This is a genomic window from Kitasatospora sp. NPDC087315, from assembly GCF_044744345.1.
Classification (GTDB): Bacteria; Actinomycetota; Actinomycetes; order Streptomycetales; family Streptomycetaceae; genus Kitasatospora.
Genome location: NZ_JBIUYD010000003.1, coordinates 299215 through 324219, shown reverse-complemented (window position 1 = coordinate 324219; position 25005 = coordinate 299215). Strand labels below are relative to the sequence as shown.

At 73.8% G+C, this 25005-nt stretch carries 23 protein-coding genes; 18 read left to right on the top strand and 5 right to left on the bottom strand.

The genetic code is table 11. The features are described 5' to 3' along the window. Nucleotides 1-215: 215 nt before the first annotated feature. The 4 genes from mmpB to ACIO5D_RS06460 all read left to right on the top strand — a co-directional run bounded on the left by mmpB (nucleotide 216) and on the right by ACIO5D_RS06460 (nucleotide 3897). Nucleotides 216-341, top strand: coding sequence for a morphogenic membrane protein MmpB (gene mmpB, locus ACIO5D_RS06475; protein WP_363605680.1), 126 nt, complete (start codon nucleotides 216-218; stop codon nucleotides 339-341). Between the two features lie 61 nt (nucleotides 342-402). Continuing rightward, on the top strand, nucleotides 403-1005 hold the full coding sequence (locus tag ACIO5D_RS06470; RefSeq protein ID WP_363605678.1) for a nucleoside triphosphate pyrophosphatase: 603 nt from the start codon (nucleotides 403-405) through the stop codon (nucleotides 1003-1005). A gap of 94 nt (nucleotides 1006-1099) precedes the next feature. Next, complete coding sequence (locus ACIO5D_RS06465; protein WP_400794051.1) at nucleotides 1100-1900, top strand: hypothetical protein; 801 nt, start codon at nucleotides 1100-1102, stop codon at nucleotides 1898-1900. Nucleotides 1901-2121: 221 nt separating this feature from the next. Continuing rightward, nucleotides 2122-3897 carry a biotin carboxylase N-terminal domain-containing protein gene (locus tag ACIO5D_RS06460; protein WP_363605674.1) on the top strand — a complete coding sequence of 592 codons (1776 nt, stop codon included), beginning with the start codon at nucleotides 2122-2124 and terminating at the stop codon, nucleotides 3895-3897. Nucleotides 3898-3994: 97 nt separating this feature from the next. On the opposite strand, the gene ACIO5D_RS06455 is transcribed toward ACIO5D_RS06460, so the two are convergent. Continuing rightward, nucleotides 3995-4954, bottom strand: coding sequence for a DeoR/GlpR family DNA-binding transcription regulator (locus tag ACIO5D_RS06455; protein WP_400653315.1), 960 nt, complete (start codon nucleotides 4952-4954; stop codon nucleotides 3995-3997). Between the two features lie 236 nt (nucleotides 4955-5190). Beyond that, on the bottom strand, nucleotides 5191-6645 hold the full coding sequence (locus tag ACIO5D_RS06450; RefSeq protein WP_363605670.1) for an NAD(P)H-quinone dehydrogenase: 1455 nt from the start codon (nucleotides 6643-6645) through the stop codon (nucleotides 5191-5193). A gap of 151 nt (nucleotides 6646-6796) precedes the next feature. Between ACIO5D_RS06450 and ACIO5D_RS06445 the strand changes: the two genes are divergently transcribed. Further along, a complete protein-coding gene (locus tag ACIO5D_RS06445) occupies nucleotides 6797-7234 on the top strand; it encodes a gamma-glutamylcyclotransferase (RefSeq protein WP_363605668.1) in 438 nt (145 codons plus the stop codon). A 7-nt stretch (nucleotides 7235-7241) separates the two neighbouring features. On the opposite strand, the gene ACIO5D_RS06440 is transcribed toward ACIO5D_RS06445, so the two are convergent. Then, on the bottom strand, nucleotides 7242-8237 hold the full coding sequence (locus ACIO5D_RS06440; RefSeq protein WP_400794050.1) for a hypothetical protein: 996 nt from the start codon (nucleotides 8235-8237) through the stop codon (nucleotides 7242-7244). A gap of 206 nt (nucleotides 8238-8443) precedes the next feature. Between ACIO5D_RS06440 and ACIO5D_RS06435 the strand changes: the two genes are divergently transcribed. The 6 genes from ACIO5D_RS06435 to ACIO5D_RS06410 all read left to right on the top strand — a co-directional run bounded on the left by ACIO5D_RS06435 (nucleotide 8444) and on the right by ACIO5D_RS06410 (nucleotide 16705). Then, the gene (locus ACIO5D_RS06435) at nucleotides 8444-10660 is read left to right on the top strand and encodes a HAMP domain-containing protein (RefSeq protein WP_400794049.1); all 2217 of its coding nucleotides are present in this window, start codon (nucleotides 8444-8446) and stop codon (nucleotides 10658-10660) included. A gap of 48 nt (nucleotides 10661-10708) precedes the next feature. Continuing rightward, a complete protein-coding gene (gene pgsB / locus ACIO5D_RS06430) occupies nucleotides 10709-12211 on the top strand; it encodes a poly-gamma-glutamate synthase PgsB (RefSeq protein WP_400794048.1) in 1503 nt (500 codons plus the stop codon). After that, nucleotides 12208-12690 carry a poly-gamma-glutamate biosynthesis protein PgsC/CapC gene (locus tag ACIO5D_RS06425; protein ID WP_363605660.1) on the top strand — a complete coding sequence of 161 codons (483 nt, stop codon included), beginning with the start codon at nucleotides 12208-12210 and terminating at the stop codon, nucleotides 12688-12690. The genes pgsB and ACIO5D_RS06425 overlap by 4 nt, the downstream gene beginning before the upstream one ends. Before the next feature lie 60 nt (nucleotides 12691-12750). After that, complete coding sequence (locus ACIO5D_RS06420) at nucleotides 12751-13827, top strand: NlpC/P60 family protein (protein WP_363605658.1); 1077 nt, start codon at nucleotides 12751-12753, stop codon at nucleotides 13825-13827. A gap of 180 nt (nucleotides 13828-14007) precedes the next feature. Further along, complete coding sequence (locus tag ACIO5D_RS06415; protein WP_363605656.1) at nucleotides 14008-14829, top strand: purine-nucleoside phosphorylase; 822 nt, start codon at nucleotides 14008-14010, stop codon at nucleotides 14827-14829. A gap of 163 nt (nucleotides 14830-14992) precedes the next feature. Next, complete coding sequence (locus ACIO5D_RS06410) at nucleotides 14993-16705, top strand: phospho-sugar mutase (protein ID WP_363605654.1); 1713 nt, start codon at nucleotides 14993-14995, stop codon at nucleotides 16703-16705. 86 nt (nucleotides 16706-16791) lie between these two features. On the opposite strand, the gene ACIO5D_RS06405 is transcribed toward ACIO5D_RS06410, so the two are convergent. Continuing rightward, on the bottom strand, nucleotides 16792-17475 hold the full coding sequence (locus tag ACIO5D_RS06405; RefSeq protein WP_400653185.1) for a PH domain-containing protein: 684 nt from the start codon (nucleotides 17473-17475) through the stop codon (nucleotides 16792-16794). A 202-nt stretch (nucleotides 17476-17677) separates the two neighbouring features. On the opposite strand from ACIO5D_RS06405, the gene ACIO5D_RS06400 reads away from it, so the two are divergent. The 6 genes from ACIO5D_RS06400 to ACIO5D_RS06375 all read left to right on the top strand — a co-directional run bounded on the left by ACIO5D_RS06400 (nucleotide 17678) and on the right by ACIO5D_RS06375 (nucleotide 22849). Continuing rightward, nucleotides 17678-18109 (top strand): type II toxin-antitoxin system RelE/ParE family toxin, encoded by a 432-nt coding sequence (locus ACIO5D_RS06400; protein ID WP_400653183.1) that lies wholly within the window; start codon nucleotides 17678-17680, stop codon nucleotides 18107-18109. After that, nucleotides 18109-18426 carry a helix-turn-helix transcriptional regulator gene (locus ACIO5D_RS06395; protein WP_363605648.1) on the top strand — a complete coding sequence of 106 codons (318 nt, stop codon included), beginning with the start codon at nucleotides 18109-18111 and terminating at the stop codon, nucleotides 18424-18426. Before ACIO5D_RS06400 ends, ACIO5D_RS06395 begins: the two co-directional genes overlap by 1 nt. 105 nt (nucleotides 18427-18531) lie before the next feature. Then, nucleotides 18532-19548, top strand: a complete 1017-nt coding sequence (gene deoC / locus ACIO5D_RS06390) for a deoxyribose-phosphate aldolase (RefSeq protein WP_363605647.1) — start codon at nucleotides 18532-18534, stop codon at nucleotides 19546-19548. Between the two features lie 5 nt (nucleotides 19549-19553). After that, on the top strand, nucleotides 19554-21035 hold the full coding sequence (locus ACIO5D_RS06385; RefSeq protein WP_363605646.1) for an aldehyde dehydrogenase family protein: 1482 nt from the start codon (nucleotides 19554-19556) through the stop codon (nucleotides 21033-21035). Next, entirely contained in the window at nucleotides 21028-21930 is a 903-nt protein-coding gene (locus ACIO5D_RS06380) for an aldehyde dehydrogenase family protein (protein WP_363605645.1), read from the top strand. Before ACIO5D_RS06385 ends, ACIO5D_RS06380 begins: the two co-directional genes overlap by 8 nt. Before the next feature lie 277 nt (nucleotides 21931-22207). Beyond that, nucleotides 22208-22849, top strand: a complete 642-nt coding sequence (locus ACIO5D_RS06375) for an ATP-binding protein (RefSeq protein ID WP_363605644.1) — start codon at nucleotides 22208-22210, stop codon at nucleotides 22847-22849. 227 nt (nucleotides 22850-23076) lie between these two features. On the opposite strand, the gene ACIO5D_RS06370 is transcribed toward ACIO5D_RS06375, so the two are convergent. After that, entirely contained in the window at nucleotides 23077-24051 is a 975-nt protein-coding gene (locus ACIO5D_RS06370; protein WP_400653177.1) for a SigE family RNA polymerase sigma factor, read from the bottom strand. A 270-nt stretch (nucleotides 24052-24321) separates the two neighbouring features. On the opposite strand from ACIO5D_RS06370, the gene ACIO5D_RS06365 reads away from it, so the two are divergent. Further along, nucleotides 24322-24999 carry a response regulator transcription factor gene (locus ACIO5D_RS06365; RefSeq protein ID WP_363605641.1) on the top strand — a complete coding sequence of 226 codons (678 nt, stop codon included), beginning with the start codon at nucleotides 24322-24324 and terminating at the stop codon, nucleotides 24997-24999. Nucleotides 25000-25005 lie beyond the last annotated feature (6 nt).

The following is a 25005-nucleotide window of genomic DNA, read 5'->3' as shown; positions in this document are numbered from 1 at the left end:
CCGGCGCCCGGGCCGGCGCCCCGCCCCCACCCCCTGGCCCCCCCCCGGCTGGGCCCCTGCGGGCCCCCCCCCCGGGGGCGGGGGCGGCCGCCCGGCCCCCCGCTCCGCCGCTTCGGCTTCCGCCATGTCCGTTCCGGCGCCGGTTGGCCCGGATTGCCCGAAAGCTGAGTACGGATACTCAGGCGTCCGGCCCGGGCGCGGCGCACCCTGGACTGGTGCTCTGGTCAGACCCCCGCGACGAGCCCTCCCCCGAGGCCCGGCGGATGCAGCAGCGGCTGCACCGCGCCGGCCGGGTGCTCGCCGCCTGCGCCCTGGTGATCGCCGTCCTGCTGCTGCTCTGACCCGCCGGGCCGGGCCGCCGTACCCCAACGGCCCACACCGTCACCCCCTACCCTGGTGGCCATGACCGACCAGCGCACCCTCGTCCTCGCCTCCGCCTCCCCCGCCCGCCTCGGGCTGCTGCGCCAGGCGGGCCTCGACCCGCTCGTGGTGGTCAGCGGCGTGGACGAGGACGCGATCAGCGCCGCCACCCCCGCCGAGCTCGCCCTCGTCCTGGCCGAGGCCAAGGCCAAGGCGGTCGCCGCCGAGCTGACCGGCGGCGAGCTGGTGATCGGCTGCGACTCCGTGCTGGAGCTGGACGGGCAGGCGCTCGGCAAGCCCGCCGACGCGGCCGAGGCGCTGGCCCGCTGGCGGTCGATGCGCGGCCGGGCCGGCGTGCTGCGCACCGGGCACTGCGTGATCGACACCGTCACCGGCGAGCAGTCCTCGGCCACCGCCTCCACCACCGTCCGGTTCGGCACCCCGGACGACGAGGAGATCGCCGCCTACATCGCCTCCGGCGAACCGCTGCACGTGGCCGGCGCGTTCACCCTGGACGGCCGCTCGGCGCCGTTCGTCGAGGGCATCGACGGCGACCCGGGCAACGTCATCGGCCTCTCCCTGCCGCTGCTGCGCACCCTGCTCGCGGAGCTGGGCGTCCGCATCACCGACCTCTGGGCGAAGTAGCACCCGCCGGGGCGCTCCGACGGCATCGATGGTCGCGGCGGGCGACCGCCGCTAGGCTGACCGCCGCTGTTCGGACGGGGGAGGGGGCGGGCGGATGGCCGACGGTCTGCTCAACGTACTGCTGGGCCTGGTGGCCAGCGCGATCAGCGCCGTACTCGGCTGGCTGGGACAGAACCTGCGGCGGAGGCGGCGCCAGGAGCGGGTGCGCTCGTTCTTCGGGCTGCCGGCCGGCAGCGAGTGCCTGATCGTGGTCAACCGCAGTGTCGGCGCCGGCGCGCACGCCAGGACGGTGACCCGCCGCGACGCCTACGCGCTGATGGAGCTGGCGGCCCTGGTCAAGGAGTGCGGGGCGCAGGCCGAACTGGTCGCGCACGACAGCGTCCACCGCGGCCTGGGCGCCAAGACCGAGCTCTGCTTCGGCGGTCCGAGCAGCAACGAACGGATGGCCGCCCATCTGGCCTGGGGGCTGCCCGGGGTGCGGGTCACCAGCGGGCCGGAGGGACCGAACAACGTCATCGTCGTGGGCGACCGCGAGTTCGTGGTGGACCGGGACCGGCACGTCCACACCCTGCTGGCCCGCCTCGCCACCCCCGGGGGCGGGCGCCCGGTGTTCCTGGTCTCCGGGCAGACCGGGATCGCCAACCACGCCGGCGTCCGCTACCTGATGGCCAACCACCGCGGGCTCGCCCGGCGTTACGGTGAGGACGGCACCTTCGCCCTCGTCCTGCGGGTGGTCGACCCGGAGGCGTACGGACCGGACGTGGTGGAGCTCGCGGCGGACGTCACCGCGCAGGCACTGGAGCGCCCGGCCGACCCGGTCCCGGCGCCGGACACGGACGCGGTCACGGACACGGCGCCGGACACGGACACGGCCTCGGGAGCGGCCACGGCCTGAGTGCGGCCAGGGTCACCACACCGCCACGCCGCCCTGTCGCCGTCTGCGAGGATCGGCCCCCGTCGGCACCACCGGCCACGACCTGGGAAGACCCCCCGACGGCCGGCCGACCGGCTCCCTGGGCGCATCACCCTGTGTGTGGGATAGTTCACAACCTGGGGCTACTCGCCGGTACCGTCAAGAACTCCATAAACTCGACCAGGTTCAAGAAGGGAGCCACAGTGCGCAAGGTGCTCATCGCCAACCGCGGGGAGATCGCTGTCCGCGTCGCCCGTGCCTGCTCGGACGCCGGTATCGCCAGCGTCGCCGTCTACGCCGAGCCGGACCGGGATGCGCTGCACGTCCGCGCGGCCGACGAGGCTTACGCGCTGGGCGGCGACACCCCCGGTACCAGTTACCTGGACATCGCCAAGGTGCTCAAGGCCGCCGCCGACTCGGGAGCGGACGCCGTCCACCCCGGCTACGGCTTCCTGTCGGAGAACGCCGACTTCGCCCAGGCCGTCCTCGACGCGGGTCTGACCTGGATCGGCCCGCCCCCGCAGGCCATCCGCGACCTCGGCGACAAGGTCACCGCCCGGCACGTGGCGCAGCGCGCCGGTGCCCCGCTGGTGGCCGGTACGCCGGACCCGGTCACCGGTGCCGACGAGGTCGTCGTGTTCGCCCGGGAGCACGGCCTTCCGGTCGCCATCAAGGCGGCCTTCGGCGGTGGCGGCCGCGGCCTGAAGGTCGCCCGCACGCTGGAGGAGATCCCGGAGCTGTACGAGTCCGCGGTGCGCGAGGCGGTCGCCGCCTTCGGCCGCGGCGAGTGCTTCGTCGAGCGTTACCTGGACAACCCGCGGCACGTCGAGACCCAGTGCCTGGCGGACCAGCACGGCAACGTGGTGGTCGTCTCCACCCGTGACTGCTCGCTGCAGCGCCGGCACCAGAAGCTGGTCGAGGAGGCGCCCGCGCCGTTCCTGACCCCCGAGCAGAACGCCGAGCTGTACCGGGCGTCCAAGGCCATCCTCAAGGAGGCCGGCTACGTCGGCGCCGGCACCTGCGAGTTCCTGGTGGCGATGGACGGCACGATCTCCTTCCTGGAGGTCAACACCCGTCTCCAGGTGGAGCACCCGGTCACCGAGCAGGTCACCGGGATCGACCTGGTCCGCGAGATGTTCCGGATCGCCGACGGCGAGGAACTGGGCTACGGCGACCCGGAGGTGCGCGGCCACTCCTTCGAGTTCCGCATCAACGGCGAGGACCCGGGCCGCGGCTTCCTGCCGGCCCCCGGCACCGTCACGCTGTTCGCGCCGCCGTCCGGCCCGGGCGTCCGGCTGGACTCGGGCGTCGAGACCGGCTCGGTGATCGGCCCGGCCTGGGACTCCCTGCTGGCCAAGCTGATCGTCTCGGGCACCACCCGCAAGCAGGCCCTGGAGCGGGCCCGCCGGGCGCTGGCCGAGTTCAAGGTGGAGGGCATGGCCACGGCCATCCCGTTCCACCAGGCGGTCGTCACCGACCCGGCGTTCGCGCCGGAGGTGCACGGCGGCGAGGGCCCGTTCACGGTCTACACCCGGTGGATCGAGACCGAGTTCGACAACACCATCCCGGCGTTCGCGGGCGCGGCCGGCGAGGGCGAGGAGGCCGAGGGCCGGGAGACCGTCGTGGTCGAGGTCGGCGGCAAGCGGATCGAGGTCTCGCTGCCGTCCTCGCTGGGCGTCTCGGCCGCCCCCGTGGCGGGCGGGGCCGGTGCGGCCAAGGCCAAGCGCCGGGTCGGCGCCAAGAAGGCCGGCTCGGCGGTCGGCGGTGACACCCTGGCCTCGCCGATGCAGGGCACCATCGTCAAGGTCGCCGTCCAGGAGGGCCAGGTCGTCGCGGAGGGCGAGCTGATCATCGTCCTGGAGGCGATGAAGATGGAGCAGCCGCTGAACGCGCACAAGGCGGGCACCGTCGTCGGCCTCAAGGCCGAGGTCGGCGCGAGCGTCAGCAGCGGCGCCGCGCTCTGCGAGATCAAGGACTGACAGGAGCACGAACCGGCGGACCCCGTCGGTACAGCCGGTCCGTACACCCCCCAGGGTGTGCGGACCGGTCGCGTTCGTACCGGCCGTCCCGCGCGGCTCAGCGGCCGCGCGGGACGCCCAGCTCGGCGAGCCGGCCCGGCAGCGGTCCGCCCGGCCCGCCGGGGCCGCCGTGCACCGGGGGGCGGCGCTGGCCGGGCAGCGGGGCGCCGCCGGGCGGAGGACCGGCCCGGCGGGGCAGCGGGCCGGGCTGGGTCTGGTGTACGGGCCCACTGCCGGTGCCGTGCACCGGGCCGTCCCCGGCCGGGGCGGCGCCGAGCGGCGCCAGGTCGATCTGCACCCCGCAGTCGGCGAGCGAGTCCAGCTCACGCGCCGTGGCGTCGTCGGCACCGGCGCGCTCGTCGGTGACCAGCCGGGTGATGGTGTCGGTCGGGACGGTCGGGAACATGGTGTCCGCGCCGAGCTTGGTGTGGTCGGCGAGGACGATGACCTCGGCGGCCGACTGCACCAGAGCCCGGTCCACGCTCGCGGAGAGCATGTTCGTGGTCGACAGACCGCGATCGGCCGTCAGCCCGCTGCCGGAGATGAAGGCCTTGGAGACCCGCAGCCCGTGCAACGACTGCTCGGCGCCGCTGCCGACCAGGGCGTAGTTGGAGCCCCGCAGGGTCCCGCCGGTCATCACCACCTCCACCCGGTTGGCGTGTGCCAGCGCCTGGGCGACCAGCAGGGAGTTGGTGACCACCGTCAGCCCGGGCACCCGGGCCAGTCGGCGGGCCAGTTCCTGGGTGGTGGTACCGGCGCCGACCACCACGGCGTCACCTTCCTCCACCAGACCGGCGGCGAGATCGGCGATGGCGCTCTTCTCGGCGGCGGACAGGTGGGTCTTCTGCGGGTAGCCGGGTTCGCGGCTGAAGCCGCCGGGGAGCACCGCGCCGCCATGACGGCGGTCGAGGAGCCCTTCTGCCTCCAGCGCCCGTACGTCACGACGCACGGTCACTTCGGAGGTCTGGACGACGCGGGCCAGTTCGCGGAGCGACACGGCTCCGTTGGCGCGCACCATTTCGAGGATCAACTGGCGACGTTCTGCTGCAAACACAGAACCGACGGTAACGTGCGTGACCGTCTGCTTTCAGGCGTTTGCAGCTAGTAGCGGGAATTGCTCACGCCGGAACGGCGCGTGACCGTACAATGCGCGCCGCCGACGATCCGGGACTGCGCCCGCCGTCCGGGTGACGCTCCGGCGCACGCGAAGGGCGGCCACCGAACGGCGGCCGCCCTCAACTGCGCTTCGGATGCTCAGGATTCGCCCTCGGCCCGCTTCCGTATGTGCAGCTGGCGGGCGGCCTCTGCGGTCGAACCGGAGACGGACGGGTAGACGGTGAACGCGCTGGCCACCTGTTCGACCGTCAGATTGGCGTCCACCGCGAGCGCGATGGGGTGGATCAGCTCGCTGGCGCGCGGCGCGACCACCACGCCGCCGACCACGATGCCGGTGCCCGGGCGGCAGAACAGCTTCACGAAGCCGTCCCTGATGCCCTGCATCTTGGCCCGCGGGTTGCCCCGCAGCGGCAGCTTGACCTCGACGGCGTCCATCTTGCCGCACTTCACATCGGCGGCGGTGTAGCCGACGGTGGCGATCTCCGGGTCGGTGAAGACGTTGGAGGCGACGGTCTTCAGGTTCAGCGGCTGCACCGCGTCGCCGAGCGCGTGGTACATCGCGATCCGGCCCTGCATCGCGGCCACCGAGGCGAGCATGAAGACACCGGTGCAGTCACCGGCCGCGTAGACGCCCGGGGCGCTGGTGCGGGAGACCCGGTCCACCCGGATCTGGCCCCAGTCGTTGAGCTTGACCCCGGCCTCCTCCAGGCCCATCCCGGCGGTGTTCGGGATCGAGCCGACCGCCATCAGGCAGTGCGTGCCGGTGATCACCTTGCCGTCGGAGAGCGTCACCTCGACGTGGTCGCCGAAGCGCTTGACCCCCTCGGCCCGGCTGCGGCTCATCACGTTCATGCCGCGGCGGCGGAAGACCTCCTCCAGCACCTCGGCGGCGTCCGGGTCCTCGCCCGGCAGCACCCGGTCGCGGCTGGACACCAGGGTGACCTTCGAACCGAGCGCCTGGTACGCGCCGGCGAACTCCGCACCGGTGACGCCGGAGCCGACCACGATCAGCTCGCGCGGCAGCTCCTCCAGGTCGTAGACCTGGGTCCAGGTCAGGATCCGCTCGCCGTCCGGCTGGGCGTCCGGCAGCTCGCGCGGGTGGGCGCCGGTGGCGATCAGCACGGCGTCGGCGCGCAGCGACTGGACGGTGCCGTCGGGCGCGTCCACCAGCACCTCGCGGGAGCCGTCCGCGCCCTGGCCGCCGGTGCCGAGCCGGCCCCGGCCGCGCAGCACGGTGACGCCGGCCCGGGTCACCGACTGGGTGATGTCGTGGGACTGCGCGATGGCGAGGCGCTTCACTCGCCGGTTGACCTTGCCGAGGTCCACGCCGACCACCCGGGCCGACTGCTCCTGCGGAGGTGTGTCGTCCGCGACGATGATGCCCAGCTCCTCGTACGAGCTGTCGAAGGTCGTCATCACCTCCGCGGTCGCGATCAGCGTCTTCGACGGCACGCAGTCCGTGAGCACCGCCGATCCGCCCAGGCCGTCGCGGTCGACGACGGTCACCTCCGCGCCGAGCTGGGCGGCGACGAGCGCCGCCTCATAGCCGCCGGGTCCGCCACCGATGATCACGATCCGAGTCACGTCCCCCATTGTCCCGCACGCCGGGACGACTGCCACGCCGGGGTCGGGGGTTCCGTCCGGCCGCCGGTCCGCCCCGGACCGCCCGGGCCCCGCGCTGCGCGCACCCCGGTCCCACCGCTTGCCCCGCCCGCCGCCCGCCGGACCGTCTAGGCTGCACCCCATGCCCCTTTACGCCGCGTATGCCACCAACCTCGATGCCCGGCAGATGACCCGCCGCGCGCCGCACTCCCCCCTGCGCGGCACCGGCTGGCTGGACGGCTGGCGGCTCACCTTCGGCGGCGAGCAGCTCGGCTGGGAGGGCTCACTGGCCACCGTGGTCGAGGACGAGAAGGAGCAGGTCTTCGTCTCGCTCTACGACGTCGCGCCGATGGACGAGGAGGGCCTGGACCGCTGGGAGGGCGTCCAGCTCGGCATCTACCGCAAGATCAAGCTGCGCGCGCACACCCTGGACGGCGACATCCAGGTCTGGACGTACGTGCTCAACGACTACGAGGGCGGCCTGCCCGCCGCCCGCTACCTCGGCCTGATCGCCGACGCCGCGGAGAGCGCCGGCGCCCCCCACGACTACGTGCTGGACCTGCGCCGCCGCCCCTGCTGAACCGTTCCTACGGCGTCGGGCCCGCGCTCCAGGAGTTCGCGGTGGCGGCCAGTGCCGCCGCCACCGACGCCCGCCGGGCCGGCTCGGTGCGCAGCCCGTTGGCCAGTTCGACGTGGAGCCACGGCACTCCGAGGCCGGCCGCGAACCGGCCCTCGACGTTGGTGGCGCCCTGCAGCTGCCCGCACTTCTCCCGCCAGGCCCGACAGACCGCGAACCCGGCCCGGCCCAGCCCGCCCGCGGTGAGCTCGGCCGCCGCCCCCGCCTGGCCGGCGCCGCTGGAGACCACCGCGTCCGCGCCCGGCAGGCTGTCCTCGTCGAAGCCGTGCACCTGGATGCCGGGCAGGCCCCGCGCGGTGAGCGCCTCGACCACCGCGGCGAAGACGGTGTCGGCGCGGTGCGCCACGTCCGACGAGCCGTCCGCACCCGCCTTGCGGTGCGCCCCCGCCAGCACCAGCACCCCGCCCGGCACGGACCGGAAGAGGTCCACGCCGAGCAGTTCGGTCCGGCTGTCGGAGACCGGGTGCGGCACCTGCACCGTCCAGGAGGCCTTCGCCGCGAGGTCCAGGTAGACCCGGCCCCAGCCGCGCCCGTCCACCGACTGCCCCGAGCCGTCGGCGATCTCGGCCACCCGGCGGCCGCTGCCCGCCTCGGTGAACTCGGTCAGCCGGTAGCCGACCCGCGCCAGCGCCTGCCCGGCCTGCTCCGGCCGACCCTCCAGCGTCCGCAGCACGCCGTCCGCGACCGCCTGGCGCTGCGCGGCGTCGGGCACCGCGTACGGGGCCGCCGGGCCGAAGCCCGCGGTGTACGCGTCCACCCGCGCGGCCAGGTCCACCGGCGCCGGCCCGGTCGGGCCGGCCGTGACACCGGCCGTGGTGCCCGCCGCCGCCCCGGGCTCCCCCGCCGAGCCGCGCGCCGCCACCGTCAGCGCGACGGCCAGCACCACCAGCACCAGAAGCGCCGCCACCGGCAGCACCAGCGCGCGCCGCGAACCCCGTGTCTCCATGGGCCGAGAACCTACCCTGCGGCCCGTCCGGTTCATGATCCGAAGGATCGATCCCGAAGCGTCCCCTGTTCGAAGCCGAAACGTGACTGGATTCCGTGAACCGATTCGTACGCTGGTCCGGTTTGACCAAGGTTTGACCAACCGGCGTCGGTGGACCTCCCGGGGGGTGGGTGCACCGGTCGGCCCGACCGCAGAACGAGGCCCCCGTGAGCACGGCACCCACCCCGCCGCGACAGCACCGCTATCGCCGCCGGGCCGACATGCCGCTGCTCGGGGGCATCCGCCCGCCGATCGCCCTGCTGCTGATCCTGCTGCTGGCCGTCGCCGCGATCACCGCGCTGGCCGTCGGCGGGCTCCGGGTGGACGAGACCCCGCAGGCCGTCCGCGAGTCGCACCAGTACGCCGCCGAGGACACCGCGGCCTCGCTGCGCGCCGGACTGCACGAGAGCGCCACCGACCTGCGCCGGGCTGCCGCCCACTACGACAGCGCCCCCGCCGAGCCCGCCGCCGTGCTGACCGCGCTCGGCCAGGCGTACCGGAAGTGGCGCGGCACGGTGATCGTCCGGCCCGACACCGGCCGGCTGCTCGCCGCCCGCGGCGAGACCGTGCCGCTGGCCGGGCTCGACCTCGGCCAGGTCACCGACACCGCGCCCGCACCGCTGCTGGTGCCCTCCGCCACCGGCACCCGGCTGCTCACCTTCGCCCTGGTCAGCACCAAGGCCGACGGCCGGGCCCTGCTGGTCGCCTCCGACAACCTGCGGCTGCCCGGCACCGCCACCCGCAAGGAACAGACCATCCAGGTGCTCGACGCCGACGGCGCCGTCCTGGACAGCACCGGCGCCAAGCTGACCGCCGACTCCGACCGGCGGCTGGTCGGCCTCGCCCGGGAACGGGCCGCCCGCGAGCGCCCGGCCCCCGGCGGAACCGTCTCCGGCACCCTGGCCGGCGGCCCGGACGAGAAGGGCGCGCGCCGGGTGGCCGGCTACGCGGTCGTCGCCTCCCCCGGCGGCCACGACCTCGCCACCCCGCTCGGCCTGACCGTGGTCTCCACCAGCACCGTCGACGGCAGGCCCGGCTCCCTGCGCCACCCCGCGCTCGGTCTGGCCGCCGCCGGAGCACTGCTGCTGGTCGCCCTGCTGCTCGCCTGGTACCTGATCCGGACGCTCCAGCGCCCGCTGCTGCGACTGTTCCTGGAGTCCCGCCGGCTCACCCGCGGCGAGCAGCTGGACCAGCCGGTCACCGGGCCGAAGCGGGGCGACGCCGGGCGGATCACCCGCGCCCTGGAGGAGCTGCGGCTCCAGCTGCTCGACCCGGCCCGCCCGCCCGCCGCGCCCGCCACCGGCCGGCGCCGCCGCCCGGGCACCGCGCTGCCGCTGGCGCTCTGCGCCGTCGTGGTCCTCGGCTGGTCCGGCCCGCTGCTGCTGCTCGGCGGCGCCGACACCGCCGTCCGCGTCCCGGCCCAGGTGGTCGCCGGCCAGCGCGACCGGACCGACAACGCCGCCGACCGGATACGCCAGGCGCTCAACGAGGGCTACGCCGACCTGCGCTCGCTCGCGCCCGCGCTCGCCGAGGCCTCGGTCGGCAAGGCCGACACCCTGCTCCACGACACCCTCGCCGAGCACGACCGCTACCGCTCGCTCTACGTCCTCGGCGCGAACGGCGAGGTGCTCGCCCAGGCCGGCGGGGCCCCGCACCGCACCGGCCCGGACGCGCTCGGCCCGAGCGGTGTCCTGCTGCTCAACAGCTCCGGCAAGGAACCCCGGATCGCCGCCCGGGCCGCGCTCGGCGGCAGCCCCGCCGAACCGGCCGAGGGCGACGCGCCCGAGGCCAAGGGGCCGGTGCTGGTCGGCGAGTTCAGGACGGACTTCCTCGGCGGGCTGCTCACCCGGCCCGGCCTCGGCCGGGTCTGGCTGGTCGACGACCGGCAGCGGGTGCTCGCCGCCAACGAGGGCTACAGCTCCTTCGGTGAACTCCCCGACGGCCGCGCCCGGACCGTCCTGGCCGACGCCAGGAAGGCGGCCACCGCCGACGTCGTCCGCACCGGCGGCGACCCGGCCCTGCTGGCCGCCGCGCCGCTCGGCGGCAACGGCACCGTCGGCAAACTCGGCTGGTCCGTGGTGACCGCCCACCCGGTGGCCTGGCTGCACCTCGACCAGAACCGGGCCGACCGGCGCGCCGTGCTGGCCGGCATGCTCGGCCTCGCCGCCGCCGCGCTCTGCCTCGGCTGGCTCCAGATCGCCGTCGGCCTGCCCCTGCGCCGCCTCGCCGCGAACGCCGAGGCACTGGCCGCCGGGGACCGCCGTACGGTGCTCTACCCCGTCCACCACGACGAGGTCGGAGCCGTCGCCCGCAGCCTGGAACTGATCCGCCAGGACCTGGAGCGCGCCGCCCGCCGCACCCCCGTGCCCACGCCCGACCGCTGAGCGCCCAGCCCCCTGGCCCCTGGCCCCTGAGTCGAAGGACCACCGCCCGTGCTCTTCCTCTATGTCGTGCTGCTGGTGTGCTGCGCCGTCCTGCTGGTCGCGGGCATCGTCGAGCAGCGCCGGCACTTCGCCGCGCTGGAGCAGATCCCGACCCGGGTGCTGGTCAACGGCATCCGCGGCAAGAGCTCGATCACCCGGCTCTGCGCGGGCGCGCTGCGCGGCGGCGGCCTGGTGACCGTCGCCAAGACCACCGGCACCGCGGCCCGGTTCATCCACCCCGACGCGACCGAGGAGCCGGTCTACCGCAAGTTCGGCATCGCCAACGTGGTGGAGCAGATCGGCATCGTCCGCCGGGCCGCCACCTACCGGCCGCACGCCCTGGTGATCGAGTGCATGGCGGTGATGCCGGCCCTCCAGGAGGTCAACCAGACCAAGCTGATCCGCTCGACGATCGGCGTGCTCTGCAACGTCCGCGAGGACCACCTCGCCGAGATGGGCCCGACCCTGGACGACGTCGCGCGCTCGCTCTCCCGCTCGATGCCGGTCGGCGGCGTCTGCGTCACCGCCGAGCAGGACCGCGTGCACATCCTGCGCGAGGAGGCGGCCCGGCGGAACTGCGAACTGATCGTGGTGGACCCGGAGTCCGTGACCGACGAGGAACTGCGCGGCTTCAGCTGGTTCACCTTCAAGGAGAACGTGGCCATCGCGCTCGCCGTCGCCGAACTCCTCGGCGTGGAACGGCAGACGGCACTGCAGGGGATGTGGCAGGCCCCGCCGGACCCGGGCGTGCTCTCCGTCGAGCGCTACCGCACGGACGACGGCAAGCGGCTGCGCTTCGCCAACGTCTTCGCGGCCAACGACCCCGAGTCCACCCTGATGAACGTCCGCCAGCTGGAGGACCTCGGCGCGATCCACCGCCCGCTCCACGTGGTGATCAACTGCCGTCCGGACCGGGTGGAGCGCAACGGCCAGATGGGCCAGATCGTGCCGGACCTCGATCCGGACACGGTCTTCCTGATCGGCCACCCGACCAGGAGCGCCCGGGACGGCATCCCGGCCGGCTGGTCGGGGCGGGTGGTCGACCTCGGCGGCGACAAGCGGGACCCGGCCGCGCTGACCGACGAGCTGCTGACCGCGCTCGGCCCTGACTCCTCGCTGGTGGCGATCGGCAACATCCACGGCCAGGGCGAACTGTTCCTGGAGGAGCTGGCCCGGCTGGCCCCGGACGAGGAGCCGGAGGACCACGGGACCGGGTACGAGCAGCACGGGTACGACCAGCACGGGTACGAGCAACACGGGCACGACCAGCACGGGCACGAGCAACACGGCTACGGCCAGTACGGGCACGACCAGTACGGCTACGCCGAGCCGCCGTACCAGGAGCACGCCCACCCGCGGCACGAGTACGCCGAGCCCGGGTACGCGCGGCACGACTACGCCGAGCCCGGCCGCCCCGAACCCGTCTACGTCCCCGAGCCGCTCCCCGACTCCTGGTTCGACCCGGCCCCCTCCCGCCAGCACATCCCCTTCCCCCACGGAGACCAGCAGTGATCCCCACCGAGCTCACCCCCGAGATCGCCGCCATCGGCATCGCGCTCGGCCTGGTCTTCTCCCTGGTCTGCTACCTGACCACCAACCTCTCCCCCGGCGGCATGATCACCCCCGGCTGGCTGGCCCTCACCCTCGTCGAGGACCTCCAGCGGGTGGCCATCGTGATCGGTGTCACCGTGCTGACCTACCTCGCCACCCGGGTCGTCCAGAAGCTGGTGATCCTCTACGGCAAGCGGCTGTTCGCCGCCGTGGTGCTGATCGGCGTGCTGCTCCAGGCCACCGTGATGCTGGTGCTCCAGCGCGAGCTGCCGACCATGTACGCCAACCAGACGCTCGGCTTCATCGTCCCCGGCCTGATCGCCTACCAGCTGGTCCGCCAGCCCCGGGCGGCCACCCTGATGGCCACCAGCACGGTGACGCTCGCCAACTACGTGGTGCTCACCGCCGGTGTCCTGCTCGGTGCCCTCCCCGGCACCTGATCGCGGCGCCCGATCCCGGCCCGACTCCGCCTTCTCTCCCCGCCCCCGCCGGAGGCCCCCATGCCCGTCACCCGGAAGTCCCTGCTCAGCGGCGGCCTGGCCGTCACCCTGCTGGCCACCAGTGGCTACCTCACCGTCCAGCTGCGGGACCGCGACCGACGGCCCGCCGAGGGCGGCACCGCCCCGCTGATCGCCGCCACCGCCGCGCCGGGCACCGCCCAGGCCGGCGCCGGGTACCGGTACGAGCGGCTGACCGGCCCGGACCGCACGGTGGTCCGCGACGCCCGCGGCGGTGTGGTCGCCACCCTGACCGACGGCGCCCGCACCGCCGCCCTGACCGGCCCGAGCCGCACCTTCGCCGAGCCGGGCACCACCACCGCCACCCTGGTCGGCGACACCTGGGTCCGGCTGATGCCGCAGCCGTGGAAGGCCGGCGCCGAGAGCGAGGGCTGGTTCCGCGGCTGGTTCCAGCAGTCGCTGGGCAGCAGCGCGGACGACGTGCTGGCGATCGCCGTGCAGTACCTCGCGGGCGCGCCCGGCGAGAAGGACGCCAAGGGCGTGCGCTACAAGGGGGACGCCTCGTTCGGCCCGCTCAACCCCAACGGCTCGGCCGGCAACGACCTGCGGCTGGAGCAGACCGACTTCCTCGACTACCTCGGCACCCCGTACACCTTCGCCGACAGGGTCACCAAGCAGCCCGACAAGACCCGTTACGGCGCCTTCGACTGCTCCGGCTTCGTCCGCATGGTGTACGGGTACCGCTCCGGCTACCCGCTGCTCAGCAAGGACGTGGCCGGCCCCGGCCTGGCCCGCACCGCCAACGGCCTGGCCCGGTTCTCCCCCGGCGTCCCGGTCCTGCCGCTGACCACCGCGCCCGGCTCGGACGTCACCCTGCGGCCCGCCTCGATCGACCCGCTGCAACCCGGTGACCTGGTCTTCTTCGAGATCGACGCGCGCACCGGCGCCCGGCTCGACCACACCGGCATCTACCTCGGCCTGGACACCGACGGCCACCCGCGCTACATCTCCAGCCGGGAGGAGGCGGACGGCCCGACCTTCGGCGACAAGGGCGGCACCGCCCGGCTGGACGACAACGGCTTCTACGCGAAGGGACTGCGCAGCGCCAAGCGGCTGTGAAGCGCCGGCCCCGCCTTCGCCCGCGCGCCCGTCCCGGCCCGCGGCGGTCCGGACGGAATGACCGGCGCCGGGCCCGAAAACCGCCACCGAGCTGTGTTTTCGGGTCAACCGGGTAACGATCCGGCATGCCGGGGCAGGATTTTCTACGCGCGTAGTCGATTCCCGTCTATTCTCGGACCTGTGAACGCATCTCCTCAGTCGGTCGTCTCCTCCGACCCCTACGCCGCCGCCCAGGCCGCCGCCGCGCGCCTGCGCGAGCTGACCGGTGCCGAGCGCCACGACGTCGCCCTGGTGATGGGCTCCGGCTGGGTGCCGGCCGCCGACGCCCTCGGCGAGACCGTGGCCGAGTTCCCCGTCACCGAGCTCCCCGGCTTCCCCGCCCCCGCCGTGGCCGGCCACGCCGGCACGATCCGCTCGGTGAAGATCGGCGACAAGCGCGCCCTGATCTTCCTCGGCCGCAACCACTACTACGAGGGCCACGGCGTGGCGACGGTCGTGCACGGCGTCCGCACCGCCGCCGCCGCCGGCTGCGGGATCATCGTGCTGACCAACGGCTGCGGCGGTCTGCGCGAGGGCTGGGTCCCCGGCCAGCCGGTCCTGATCAGCGACCACATCAACCTGACGGCGGACTCCCCGATCGTCGGCGCCAACTTCGTCGACCTGACGGACCTCTACTCCAAGCGGCTGCGCGACCTCTGCCGCGAGGTGGACTCCACCCTGGACGAGGCCGTCTACGTGCAGTTCCGCGGCCCGCACTACGAGACCCCGGCCGAGGTCCACATGGCCCGGGTGATCGGCGGCGAGCTGGTCGGCATGTCCACCACCCTGGAGGCCATCGCCGCCCGCGAGGCCGGCTCCGAGGTGCTCGGCATCTCGCTGGTCACCAACCTGGCCGCCGGCATCACCGGCGAGCCGCTCAACCACGCCGAGGTGCTGGAGGCCGGCAAGGCCTCCGCCGAGCGCATGGGCGCGCTGCTGGCGAAGGTCCTTGAGCGGATCTGACCCGGGTCTGGCGCACAATCATGAGCGACGGGGTCCGCGGGCGGCTGTGATCCGCTGATCACACCCACCCGCGGGCCCCGTCCGCGTGCGCGCCCTCTCCCCCTTGCCTACTTGCGGAACCCTCCGGCCGACAACCGACGCACTTCCCGATGGAGCTGCAGCCATGACGCAGGCAACCACCACCGACCTCCTCGCCCGGGCCCGGGCCTGGCTGGCCGAGGACCCCGACCGGCAGACCCGCGAGGAGCTGTCCGCCCTGCTGGCCCTGGCCGAGGGCCCGGACGCCGAGTCGGACAGCAAGCTCGCCTGGTCCCAGCTGGCCGAGCGGTTCTCCGGCCGGCTCCAGTTCGGCACCGCCGGCCTGCGCGGCGAGCTGGGCGCGGGCCCGATGCGGATGAACCGCGCCGTGGTGATCCGGGCCGCCGCCGGCCTGGTCGCGTACGTGCGGAAGCAGGGCCTGGGCGACCTCGTCGTCATCGGCTACGACGCCCGCCACAAGTCGTACGACTTCGCCCGCGACACCGCCGCCGTGGTGGTCGGCGCCGGTCTGCGCGCCGCGCTGCTGCCCCGCGCGCTGCCGACCCCGGTGCTCGCCTTCGCCGTCCGGCACCTGGGCGCGGCCGCCGGTGTCACCGTCACCGCGAGCCACAACCCGCCGCAGGACAACGGTTACAAGGTCTACCTGGGCGACGGCTCGCAGATCGTCCCGCCGGCCGACGCCGGGATCGCGGCCGAGATCGACGCGATCAGCGCGCTCACCGAGGTCCCGCGCGCCGAGGACGGCTGGGAGGTGCTCGGCGAGGACGTCGTCGAGGCGTACCTGGACCGGGCCGTCTCCATCGTGGACGGGCAGAGCCCGCGCGACCTGGATGTCGTCTACACCCCGATGCACGGTGTCGGCCGCGACACCCTGGTCGCCGCGTTCCGCCGGGCCGGCTTCCCCGCGCCCACCGTGGTCGCCGAACAGGCCGAGCCCGACCCGGACTTCCCCACCGTGGCCTTCCCCAACCCGGAGGAGCCGGGGGCGATGGACCTCGCCTTCCGCACCGCCGCCTCGGTCGGCCCGGACATCGTCATCGCCAACGACCCGGACGCCGACCGCTGCGCGGTGGCCGTCCCGGACAACGGCAACGGCGGCAACGGCCCCGGCTGGCGGATGCTGCGCGGCGACGACGTGGGCGCGCTGCTCGGCGCGGCACTGGTCGCCAAGAAGGCCACCGGCACCTTCGCCACCACCATCGTCTCCTCCACCCTGCTCGGCCGGATCGCCGAGGCGGCCGGCCTCGGCTACGCCGAGACGCTGACCGGCTTCAAGTGGATCGCCCGCGCCGACGGCCTGCGCTACGGCTACGAGGAGGCGCTCGGCTACTGCGTCGACCCGCAGGGCGTACGCGACAAGGACGGCATCACCGCCGCCCTGCTGGTCGCCGAACTGGCCGCCACCCTCAAGAAGTCCGGCCGCACCCTGGCCGACCTGCTGGACGACCTGGCGCTGGAGCACGGCCTGCACGCCACCGACCAGCTCTCCGTCCGGGTGCACGACCTCGCGCTGATCGCCGACGCCATGCAGCGCCTGCGCGACCAGCCGCCGACCGTGCTGGCCGGCCTGCGGGTCACCGGGGCCGACGACCTGACCGCCGGCTCCGCCGACCTGCCGCCCACCGACGGCCTGCGCTACCGCCTGGCTGGCGAGGGCGTCCGCTCGGCCCGGATCGTGGTCCGGCCGTCCGGCACCGAGCCCAAGCTGAAGTGCTATCTGGAGGTCGTCCTCCCGGTCGCCTCCGCCGCCGACCTGGCCGCCGCCCGCGAGCGCGCCGCCGGGCTGCTCGCCGCGATCAAGCGCGACCTGGCGGAGGCCGCGGGCATCGACGCCTGACCTCCCCGCACACGACGAAGGGGCCCGCCGTTCGGCGGGCCCCTTTCCGTTCTCCCGTGCTCTCTCCCGTGTTCGGACCGCGCTGCTCAGACCACGATCGCGACGACCAGCGCGACCAGGCCGGCCAGCGTCGGCGCGATGATCCACCAGCACCACCGCACGACCACCGGCCCGGCCGCGTCCGGCCGCGCCGCGTTCCGCTCGGCCTGCTCCTGCAGTACCCCGACCACCTGGTCCGACCAGGCCCGGCTCGGGTCCGGCGCGCCGGCAACCACCGAGGAGACGGCACCCGGCCGGCCGAAGGCCACTCCCAGCCGGGACGGGTGCCGGTCGACACCGCCGCGCTGCTGGATCCGGTTGGCCCGCTTGCGCTGACGCAGCGACACCGGCACCGCCCACACCTGGTACTTGGCACCGCCCGCGAACAGTTCGACCGAGTACCCCGCCCGCAGCGCCTCCACCGACGCCCAGGGCGCCGTGATCGTCCGCAGCGGATTGCGCACCACCAGCCGCCGGTCGTTGGCCAGCACCGCCGGCCGCAGGGTGTAGGCGATCACCGGGAACGCGAACACCGGCACCGCCGCCAGCGACACGTACGGAGTCTTCCCCGTCCCGCTCAGCGCCGCGTCCCCGATCAGCCACCCGGCCACGGCCAGCAACAGCACACCGGAGATCACGCCGGGAATGGAGCGGTACACGCGGTCCGCGTACACGGGCTCCCCATCGGAGCCGGCCGAGCCCTGGTGAGGCTTGCCGTCGGAATCGGTCATGACCACGATTCTGCCCCATGCCCCCCGCGATCTACAGGGGTGGCGAACACCGTTCCGGACCACGGCCGGGCCACGGCCTCCGTCCGCCCCCGTTCGGATGAGTCCGTCCGCGACCCGCCCCGCGCGGGGCACCGCGCACGGGACGATCCGTCCGCGACGACCGCACCCGACCACCCGCCCCCCCCCCCCCCGAAGGACCGACATGGCCACCCCCTCGCGCCGGCACCGCTGGTTGCTGGGCATCCGCGATGAACTGCAAGCCGGTGCCCGCCCGTACGAGATCGAGGTGGAGCCGGAGGTGCGGCTCTGGCTGGAGACCCTGACCTCCGCCGAGTACGCGACGGCCCTGCGCTTCGCCGAGTTGCTCGCCGTGAAGGGCCACGAGCTGACCGAGCCCTACGCCAAGCGGCTTGAGCACGGAGTCTGCGAACTCCGTCCCGGCCCGTACCGCATCACGTTCTGGCTCCCTGGGGACCGAAGGGCAGCGGTGCTGCTGACGGTCTTCCGCAAGCGCCGCGACAACGAGCGCCGGGAGAAGGACCGGGCGTACCAGGCGTACGCGGTCTGTGCGGCGCATCACCGGGCTCCCGGGGAGCATGATGTATTCACCAGGAGCAGGAAGGGCGGCGAGTGATGCGCGGCAGTGACGTCCACGGCCGATGGGATCTGTCCGACGGCTGGGAGGACTCCCCCGAGTACGCGGCGGCGGGCTGGCGGATGGCGCTGGCGGGAGCGGTCCACGAGCAGCGCACCGCCCGGGGGTGGACGGAGGCCGAACTGGCCGAGGCGTCCGGGCTGAGCGAGGAACTGGTGGAGCGGATCGAGTGCAGCGGCGTCGACCCGACCATGGACGTCCTCCAGGCGCTCGGCCGTGCCTTCGGCGCCGACGCGGCCCTCACGCTGGCCGAGCCCGACCCCGGTCTGCGGTTCGTCCCCCGCGCGGCCGCCTGAACTCTCGCGAACGCCTCTCCTCCGCTCGCCGAGGTCTCGGTCGCGCATCGAAAGGTGGGAGGCCTAGCGGTCGACTACGCGCGTAGATATGCTGGTCTGGTGACTATGTCCACTGTTGCAGCCAATGCCCTCCCGCAGCCTGGCGGCCGGGAGGTACTCCCAGGCGTTGCGGGCAGCGGCCTTCAGGACGTCGCGGCGTCCGAGGCCTCGCTCCGCCGCTTCCTGCACGGCCTGCCCGGCGTCGACCAGGTCGGCCTGGAGGCGCGTGCCGCCGCGCTCGGCACCCGCTCGATCAAGACCACGGCGAAGGCGTACGCCATCGACCTGGCCATCTCGATGATCGACCTGACCACGCTGGAGGGCGCGGACACGGTCGGCAAGGTGCGCGCCCTGTGCGCCAAGGGCCGGACCCCCGACCCGTCCGACCCGACCACGCCCCGCGTCGCCGCCATCTGTGTCTATCCGGACATGGTCGCCACCGCGAAGGCCGCGCTGCGGGGCACCGACATCCAGGTCGCCTCCGTCGCCACCGCCTTCCCCGCCGGGCGCGCCGCGCTCCCGGTGAAGCTCGCCGACACCGCCGACGCGGTCGCCGCGGGCGCCGACGAGATCGACATGGTGATCGACCGGGGCGCCTTCCTCTCCGGCCGCTACCTGGACGTCTTCCAGGAGATCACCGCCGTCAGGAAGGCGTGCGAGCGCCCCGACGGCACCTCCGCCCACCTCAAGGTGATCTTCGAGACCGGCGAGCTGCAGACGTACGACAACGTGCGCCGCGCCTCCTGGCTGGCCATGCTGGCCGGCGCCGACTTCATCAAGACCTCCACCGGCAAGGTCGCCGTCAACGCGACCCCGCCGGTCACCCTGCTGATGCTGGAGGCCGTCCGCGACTTCAAGGCGCAGACCGGTGTCCAGGTCGGCGTGAAGCCCGCCGGCGGCATCCGCACCACCAAGGACGCCATGAAGTACCTGGTGATGGTCAACGAGACCCTCGGCGACGACTGGCTGACCCCGCACTGGTTCCGCTTCGGCGCCTCCAGCCTGCTCAACGACCTGCTGATGCAGCGTCAGAAGCTGACCACCGGACGGTACTCCGGTCCTGACTACGTGACGGTGGACTGATCACCATGGCCAAGAAGAAGACCATCGAAGAGCCGGCGGCCCAGCAGCGCGGCGGCCTCTTCGCCTACGCCCCGGCGCCCGAGTCCCCCGCCGCCGCGGGCGACATCGCCACCTCCTACGGCCACTTCATCGGCGGCGAGTTCGTCGACTCCTCGGGCGGCGAGGCCCTGAAGACGGTCAACCCGGCCACCGAGCAGGTGCTCGCCGAGTTCGCCCGGGGCACCGACGAGGACGTGGACCGCGCGGTCGCCGCCGCCCGCCGGGCCTTCGCCGACTGGTCGGCGCTACCGGGCAGCGAGCGCGCCAAGTACCTGTTCCGGATCGCCCGGATCATCCAGGAACGCAGCCGCGAGCTGGCCGTGCTGGAGTCGATCGACAACGGCAAGCCGATCCGCGAGACCCGCGACTTCGACATCCCGACCGTCGCCGCCTGGTTCTTCTACTACGCGGGCTGGGCCGACAAGCTGGACTACGCGGGCTTCGGCCCGAACCCGCGCCCGCTGGGCGTGGCCGGCCAGGTCATCCCGTGGAACTTCCCGCTGATGATGCTGGCGTGGAAGATCGCCCCGGCGCTGGCCACCGGCAACACGGTCGTCCTCAAGCCGGCCGAGACCACCCCGCTGACCGCGCTGCGCTTCGCCGAGATCTGCCGCCAGGCGGGCCTGCCGAAGGGCGTCGTCAACATCGTCACCGGCGACGGCCGCACCGGCGCCGCGCTCACCGCGCACCCGGACGTCAACAAGGTCGCCTTCACCGGTTCCACCCCGGTCGGCCGGGCGATCGCCAAGCAGCTGGCCGGCAGCCGCAAGAAGCTGTCGCTGGAGCTCGGCGGCAAGGCCGCCAACATCGTCTTCGACGACGCGCCGATCGACCAGGCGGTCGAGGGCATCGTCAACGGCATCTTCTTCAACCAGGGCCACGTCTGCTGCGCGGGCTCGCGCCTGCTGGTCCAGGAGTCGATCCAGGACGAGCTGCTGGACGCCCTGAAGCGCCGGATGTCCACCCTTCGGGTCGGCGACCCGCTGGACAAGAACACCGACATCGGCGCCATCAACTCGGCCGCCCAGCTGGCCCGGATCACCGAGCTGACCGACGCCGGCGAGGCCGAGGGCGCCGAGCGCTGGTCGCCCGAGTGCGAACTGCCCGGCACCGGCTTCTGGTTCAAGCCGACCGTCTTCACCGGCGTCAGCCAGGCCCACCGGATCGCCCAGGAGGAGATCTTCGGCCCGGTGCTGTCCGTGCTGACCTTCCGCACCCCCGCCGAGGCGGTCGAGAAGGCCAACAACACCCCGTACGGCCTCTCCGCCGGCATCTGGACGGAGAAGGGCTCGCGGATCCTCTGGACGGCGAGCCGGCTCAGGGCCGGTGTGGTCTGGGCCAACACCTTCAACAAGTTCGACCCGACCTCGCCGTTCGGCGGCTACAAGGAGTCGGGCTACGGCCGCGAGGGTGGCCGCCACGGTCTGGAGGCCTACCTCGATGTCTGACACCATCACGCGTCTTGACGTCCTCAAGACCTACAAGCTGTACGTCGGCGGGAAGTTCCCGCGCTCCGAGAGCGGGCGGGTGTACGAGGTGACGGACTCGAAGGGCGAGTGGCTGGCCAACGTCCCGCTCGGCACCCGCAAGGACGCCCGCGACGCCGTCGTGGCCGCCCGCGCGGCGGTCAAGGGCTGGGCCGGCACCACCGCGTACAACCGCGGTCAGGTGCTGTACCGGGTCGCCGAGATGCTCCAGGGCCGGCGCGAGCAGTTCGCCGCCGAGGTGGCGCTCTCCGAGGGCATCGGCCCGAAGAAGGCCGCCGCACTGGTGGACGCCACGATCGACCGCTGGGTCTGGTACGCGGGCTGGACGGACAAGGTCGCCCAGATCGCGGGCGGCGCCAACCCCGTCGCCGGCCCGTTCTTCAACCTCTCCACCCCGGAGCCGACCGGCGTGGTCGGAATCGTCGCCCCGCAGGCCGGGTACGGGCACTCGCTGCTCGGCCTGGTCTCGGTGATCGCGCCCGCCATCGCCACCGGCAACACCGTGGTCGTCGCGGCCGCCGCCGACGCCCCGCTGCCGGCCCTCTCACTGGGCGAGGTGCTGGCCACCTCGGACGTCCCCGGCGGTGTGGTCAACATCATCTCCGGCCGCACCACCGACATCGCCCCCACCCTGGCCTCGCACCAGGACGTCAACGCACTGGACCTCACCGGGGCCATTGCCGCCGACGGTCCCGGCGCGGCGGCGGCGCTGGAGGCGGCCGCCGCGGATACCCTGAAGCGGGTAGTCCGTCCGGAGCTGGACCCGTTCGCCCAGGACTGGACCAGTACGCCCGGTACGGACCGGCTACTCTCGTTCCTGGAGACGAAGACGGTCTGGCACCCGATGGGGATCTGACCGCCCCGTCACCGAGTAACAACTCCACAGACTGGCCGTCCCCAGTGCCCTCTCCCCCCCAGGGCCCGGACGGTCATTGGACGGACCCGCGCCTCTCCCCCCCTGGCGCGGGTCCGTCGACTTTCACCCCCGTCGGCTCTCACCGCCCGCCCTGGTCGCACCGCCCGCCCTGGTCGCACCCGCACCGCGCCGACGGCTCCGGAAGCCGAAAGCACCGGAAGCAGGTGCCGTCCGCCCGGTTTCGGCATCGGGCCGGGATGCGTCAGACTGGTGTCCCGTGAGTGACTCCCCGCTGAACCCTGTGCCGATAGCCGCCGCCCGGGTGGTCCTGCTCTCCGGGCCCTCCGGATCGGGGAAGTCCTCGCTCGCCGGGCGCAGCGGTCTGCCGGTGCTTCAGCTCGACGACTTCTACAAGGACGGGGACGACCCCACCCTCCCGCTGCTGCCCGACGGCGCGGTCGACTGGGACTCCCCGCTCGCCTGGCACCGTGAGCAGGCCGTCGCCGCCATCCGCAGCCTGCACCGGACCGGCCGGGCCGACGTCCCGGTGTACTCGATCCCGGACAACGGCCGGGTCTCCACCCGGGTCCTGGACCTGGCCGGCGCCCCCGCGTTCATCGCCGAGGGCATCTTCGCCGCCGAGATCACCTCCGACTGCGCCGCCGAGGACCTGCTCGGCGACGCCCTCTGCCTGCGCAACGGCGCGTTCACCACCGCCTGGCGCCGACTGCGCCGGGACGTCCGCGAGGGCCGCAAGTCGCTGCCCGTGCTGCTGCGCCGCGGCTGGCGCCTGCTGCGCGCCGAGCGCTCCATCGTCGGCCGCCAGGTCGGGCTGGGCGCCCACCCCTGCGCCGGCCCGGAGGCCGCCCGCCGGATCCGCACCGCGGCCGGGCCCCGGGAGCTCAGCCCCTCCCGGTAGGGCCCGGCCCGCCCGCGCGACAACGGCCCCGGACACAACGGAACGGCGGGCCCGGTGCGTCTCCCCCGCACCGGGCCCGCCGCCTTCCCTCGGACAACCGCCGGGCTCCCCCCGTGGCGCCGCTCCCCCGAGCCGGCGCCACCGGCCCGTGGCCGTCCTTACCCGTCCCCCGACGGGAGTTCTCTCCTCCGCGGGCGCGGAGGCCCTCGTCCGCGCGGCCGCGGCCGCTACGCGACCAGCTCGCCGAACGCCCGGACGGTGTCGCCCGACTTGTTCAGGTGCTCGTCGTCGCGCAGCCGGCGCAGCGCGCGCCAGATGCTGCTCTTGACCGTGCCGACGCTGATGTTGAGCACATCGGCGATCTCCGGGTCGGTCTTGCCCTCGTAGTACCGCAGCACCAGCATGGTCCGCTGGTTCTCCGGCAGCTTCGCCAGCGCCTGCCAGAGCACGGCCCGCAGTTCGGTGCCGCCCATCGCGTCGGTGTCGCCGACCGTCTCCGGCAGCTCCTCGGTCGGGTACTCGTTGACCTTGCGGCGCCGCCAGGCGGAGATGTGCAGGTTGGTCATGGTGCGGCGGAGGTAGCCCCCGACCGCGGCCTTGTCGGTGATCCGGCCCCAGGCCCGGTAGGTGCTGAAGAGCGCGCTCTGCAGCAGGTCCTCGGCCTCGTAGCGGTCACCGGTGAGGTGGTACGCCGTGGCGTACAGGGAGGCGCGGCGCTCGCGCACGTACGCGGTGAACTCCGTGATGTGGTCCTCCGCGACGGCCGGGTGCTCCCCCTGCGCGCCTCCCTGCCCGGCCTCGGCGGTGCGACCGGCCGCGGGGGACAACCGCAGCAGCGTCGCACCGGCGGCCTCGCGGCCGGCCGACTCCCCCGGGCCGACCTTCCGCAGACCGCTTCCCCCGTCGCCCCTGGGGGCGTCCTTGCCCTCGACGCGGACGGGGAGGATCCCCCGCAGCGTGAGGGTTCCGGCGGAGTCGGCCGCACTCCCCGTCCGGCCGATCCCGTACAGCTCCCCCGGCCTGCCGCCGCCGCTCACCCGGCGGACGACAGCGTTCCCACCGGTGCTGTGCGCGCATCCCCGTACGGTCACGGCACCCGAGGTCTCGTCGGTCCTGGCCTCGTACCGGGTCCGCGGGGTGGTCGCTGACGAACGCGCGGTGCGGACAGCCGGGTTGGTCCGGGTCTGAAGCATGGCGTTCATCGTGCGCCCCCTGGGTCGGTACGAGCGGTTCCTGTTGCCGCCGTTCAACCGGCCGGTTGGCCCGCTGTCCTGCGGCGACATGGAAAATCCTGCCCGCCGGTTGTGATGGCGCTGTCCGCCGACTGTCACAGGGGTGTCACAGGGGTGGGGCGTTCGCCCGCGCACGCCCTCCCGCCGTACCGGACGCCGACGGGGCGCCCGCCGGTTCCGCCGGACCGGTGCCCGACGCCGGGGGGTGATTCGGCGCCCCGGGTGAGCCAGAATGAGGCCGTGCCTTTCCTCCTTCTGATCGAGGACGACGACGCCATCCGCACCGGCCTCGAACTCGCCCTCACCCGCCAGGGCCACCGCGTGGCCACCGCCGCCTCCGGCGAGGACGGTCTGCGGCTCTTCAAGGAGCAGCGGCCGGACCTGATCGTGCTGGACGTGATGCTGCCCGGAATCGACGGTTTCGAGGTCTGCCGCCGCATCCGGCGGACCGACCAGCTGCCGATCATCCTGCTCACCGCCCGCTCCGACGACATCGACGTGGTGGTCGGCCTGGAGTCCGGCGCGGACGACTACGTCGTCAAGCCGGTGCAGCCACGCGTCCTGGACGCCCGGATCCGGGCCGTGCTGCGGCGCGGCGAGCGCGAGAGCTCGGACTCCTCCGCGTACGGCACCGTGGTGATCGACCGCGCGGCGATGACCGTCACCAAGGACGGCGAGGACCTCCAGCTCACCCCGACCGAGCTGCGGCTGCTGCTGGAGCTCAGCCGCCGCCCCGGGCAGGCGCTCTCCCGCCAGCAGTTGCTGCGGCTGGTCTGGGAGCACGACTACCTCGGCGACTCCCGCCTGGTGGACGCGTGCGTGCAGCGGCTGCGGGCCAAGGTCGAGGACGTCCCCTCGGCACCGACGCTGATCCGCACGGTGCGCGGGGTCGGCTACCGCCTGGACCCGCCGGCCTGACCCCCG

What these genes read in the sequence shown, in the direction of transcription:
- ACIO5D_RS06470 (WP_363605678.1), top strand. Translation starts at nt 403, where the DNA reads ATGACCGACCAGCGCACCCTCGTCCTCGCCTCCGCCTCCCCCGCCCGC.
- ACIO5D_RS06465 (WP_400794051.1), top strand. Translation starts at nt 1,100, where the DNA reads ATGGCCGACGGTCTGCTCAACGTACTGCTGGGCCTGGTGGCCAGCGCG.
- ACIO5D_RS06455 (WP_400653315.1), bottom strand. Translation starts at nt 4,954, where the DNA reads ATGGTGCGCGCCAACGGAGCCGTGTCGCTCCGCGAACTGGCCCGCGTC.
- ACIO5D_RS06450 (WP_363605670.1), bottom strand. Translation starts at nt 6,645, where the DNA reads ATGGGGGACGTGACTCGGATCGTGATCATCGGTGGCGGACCCGGCGGC.
- ACIO5D_RS06445 (WP_363605668.1), top strand. Translation starts at nt 6,797, where the DNA reads ATGCCCCTTTACGCCGCGTATGCCACCAACCTCGATGCCCGGCAGATG.
- ACIO5D_RS06440 (WP_400794050.1), bottom strand. Translation starts at nt 8,237, where the DNA reads ATGGAGACACGGGGTTCGCGGCGCGCGCTGGTGCTGCCGGTGGCGGCG.
- ACIO5D_RS06420 (WP_363605658.1), top strand. Translation starts at nt 12,751, where the DNA reads ATGCCCGTCACCCGGAAGTCCCTGCTCAGCGGCGGCCTGGCCGTCACC.
- ACIO5D_RS06410 (WP_363605654.1), top strand. Translation starts at nt 14,993, where the DNA reads ATGACGCAGGCAACCACCACCGACCTCCTCGCCCGGGCCCGGGCCTGG.
- ACIO5D_RS06405 (WP_400653185.1), bottom strand. Translation starts at nt 17,475, where the DNA reads ATGACCGATTCCGACGGCAAGCCTCACCAGGGCTCGGCCGGCTCCGAT.
- ACIO5D_RS06400 (WP_400653183.1), top strand. Translation starts at nt 17,678, where the DNA reads ATGGCCACCCCCTCGCGCCGGCACCGCTGGTTGCTGGGCATCCGCGAT.
- ACIO5D_RS06395 (WP_363605648.1), top strand. Translation starts at nt 18,109, where the DNA reads ATGCGCGGCAGTGACGTCCACGGCCGATGGGATCTGTCCGACGGCTGG.
- deoC (WP_363605647.1), top strand. Translation starts at nt 18,532, where the DNA reads ATGTCCACTGTTGCAGCCAATGCCCTCCCGCAGCCTGGCGGCCGGGAG.
- ACIO5D_RS06385 (WP_363605646.1), top strand. Translation starts at nt 19,554, where the DNA reads ATGGCCAAGAAGAAGACCATCGAAGAGCCGGCGGCCCAGCAGCGCGGC.
- ACIO5D_RS06380 (WP_363605645.1), top strand. Translation starts at nt 21,028, where the DNA reads ATGTCTGACACCATCACGCGTCTTGACGTCCTCAAGACCTACAAGCTG.
- ACIO5D_RS06370 (WP_400653177.1), bottom strand. Translation starts at nt 24,051, where the DNA reads ATGAACGCCATGCTTCAGACCCGGACCAACCCGGCTGTCCGCACCGCG.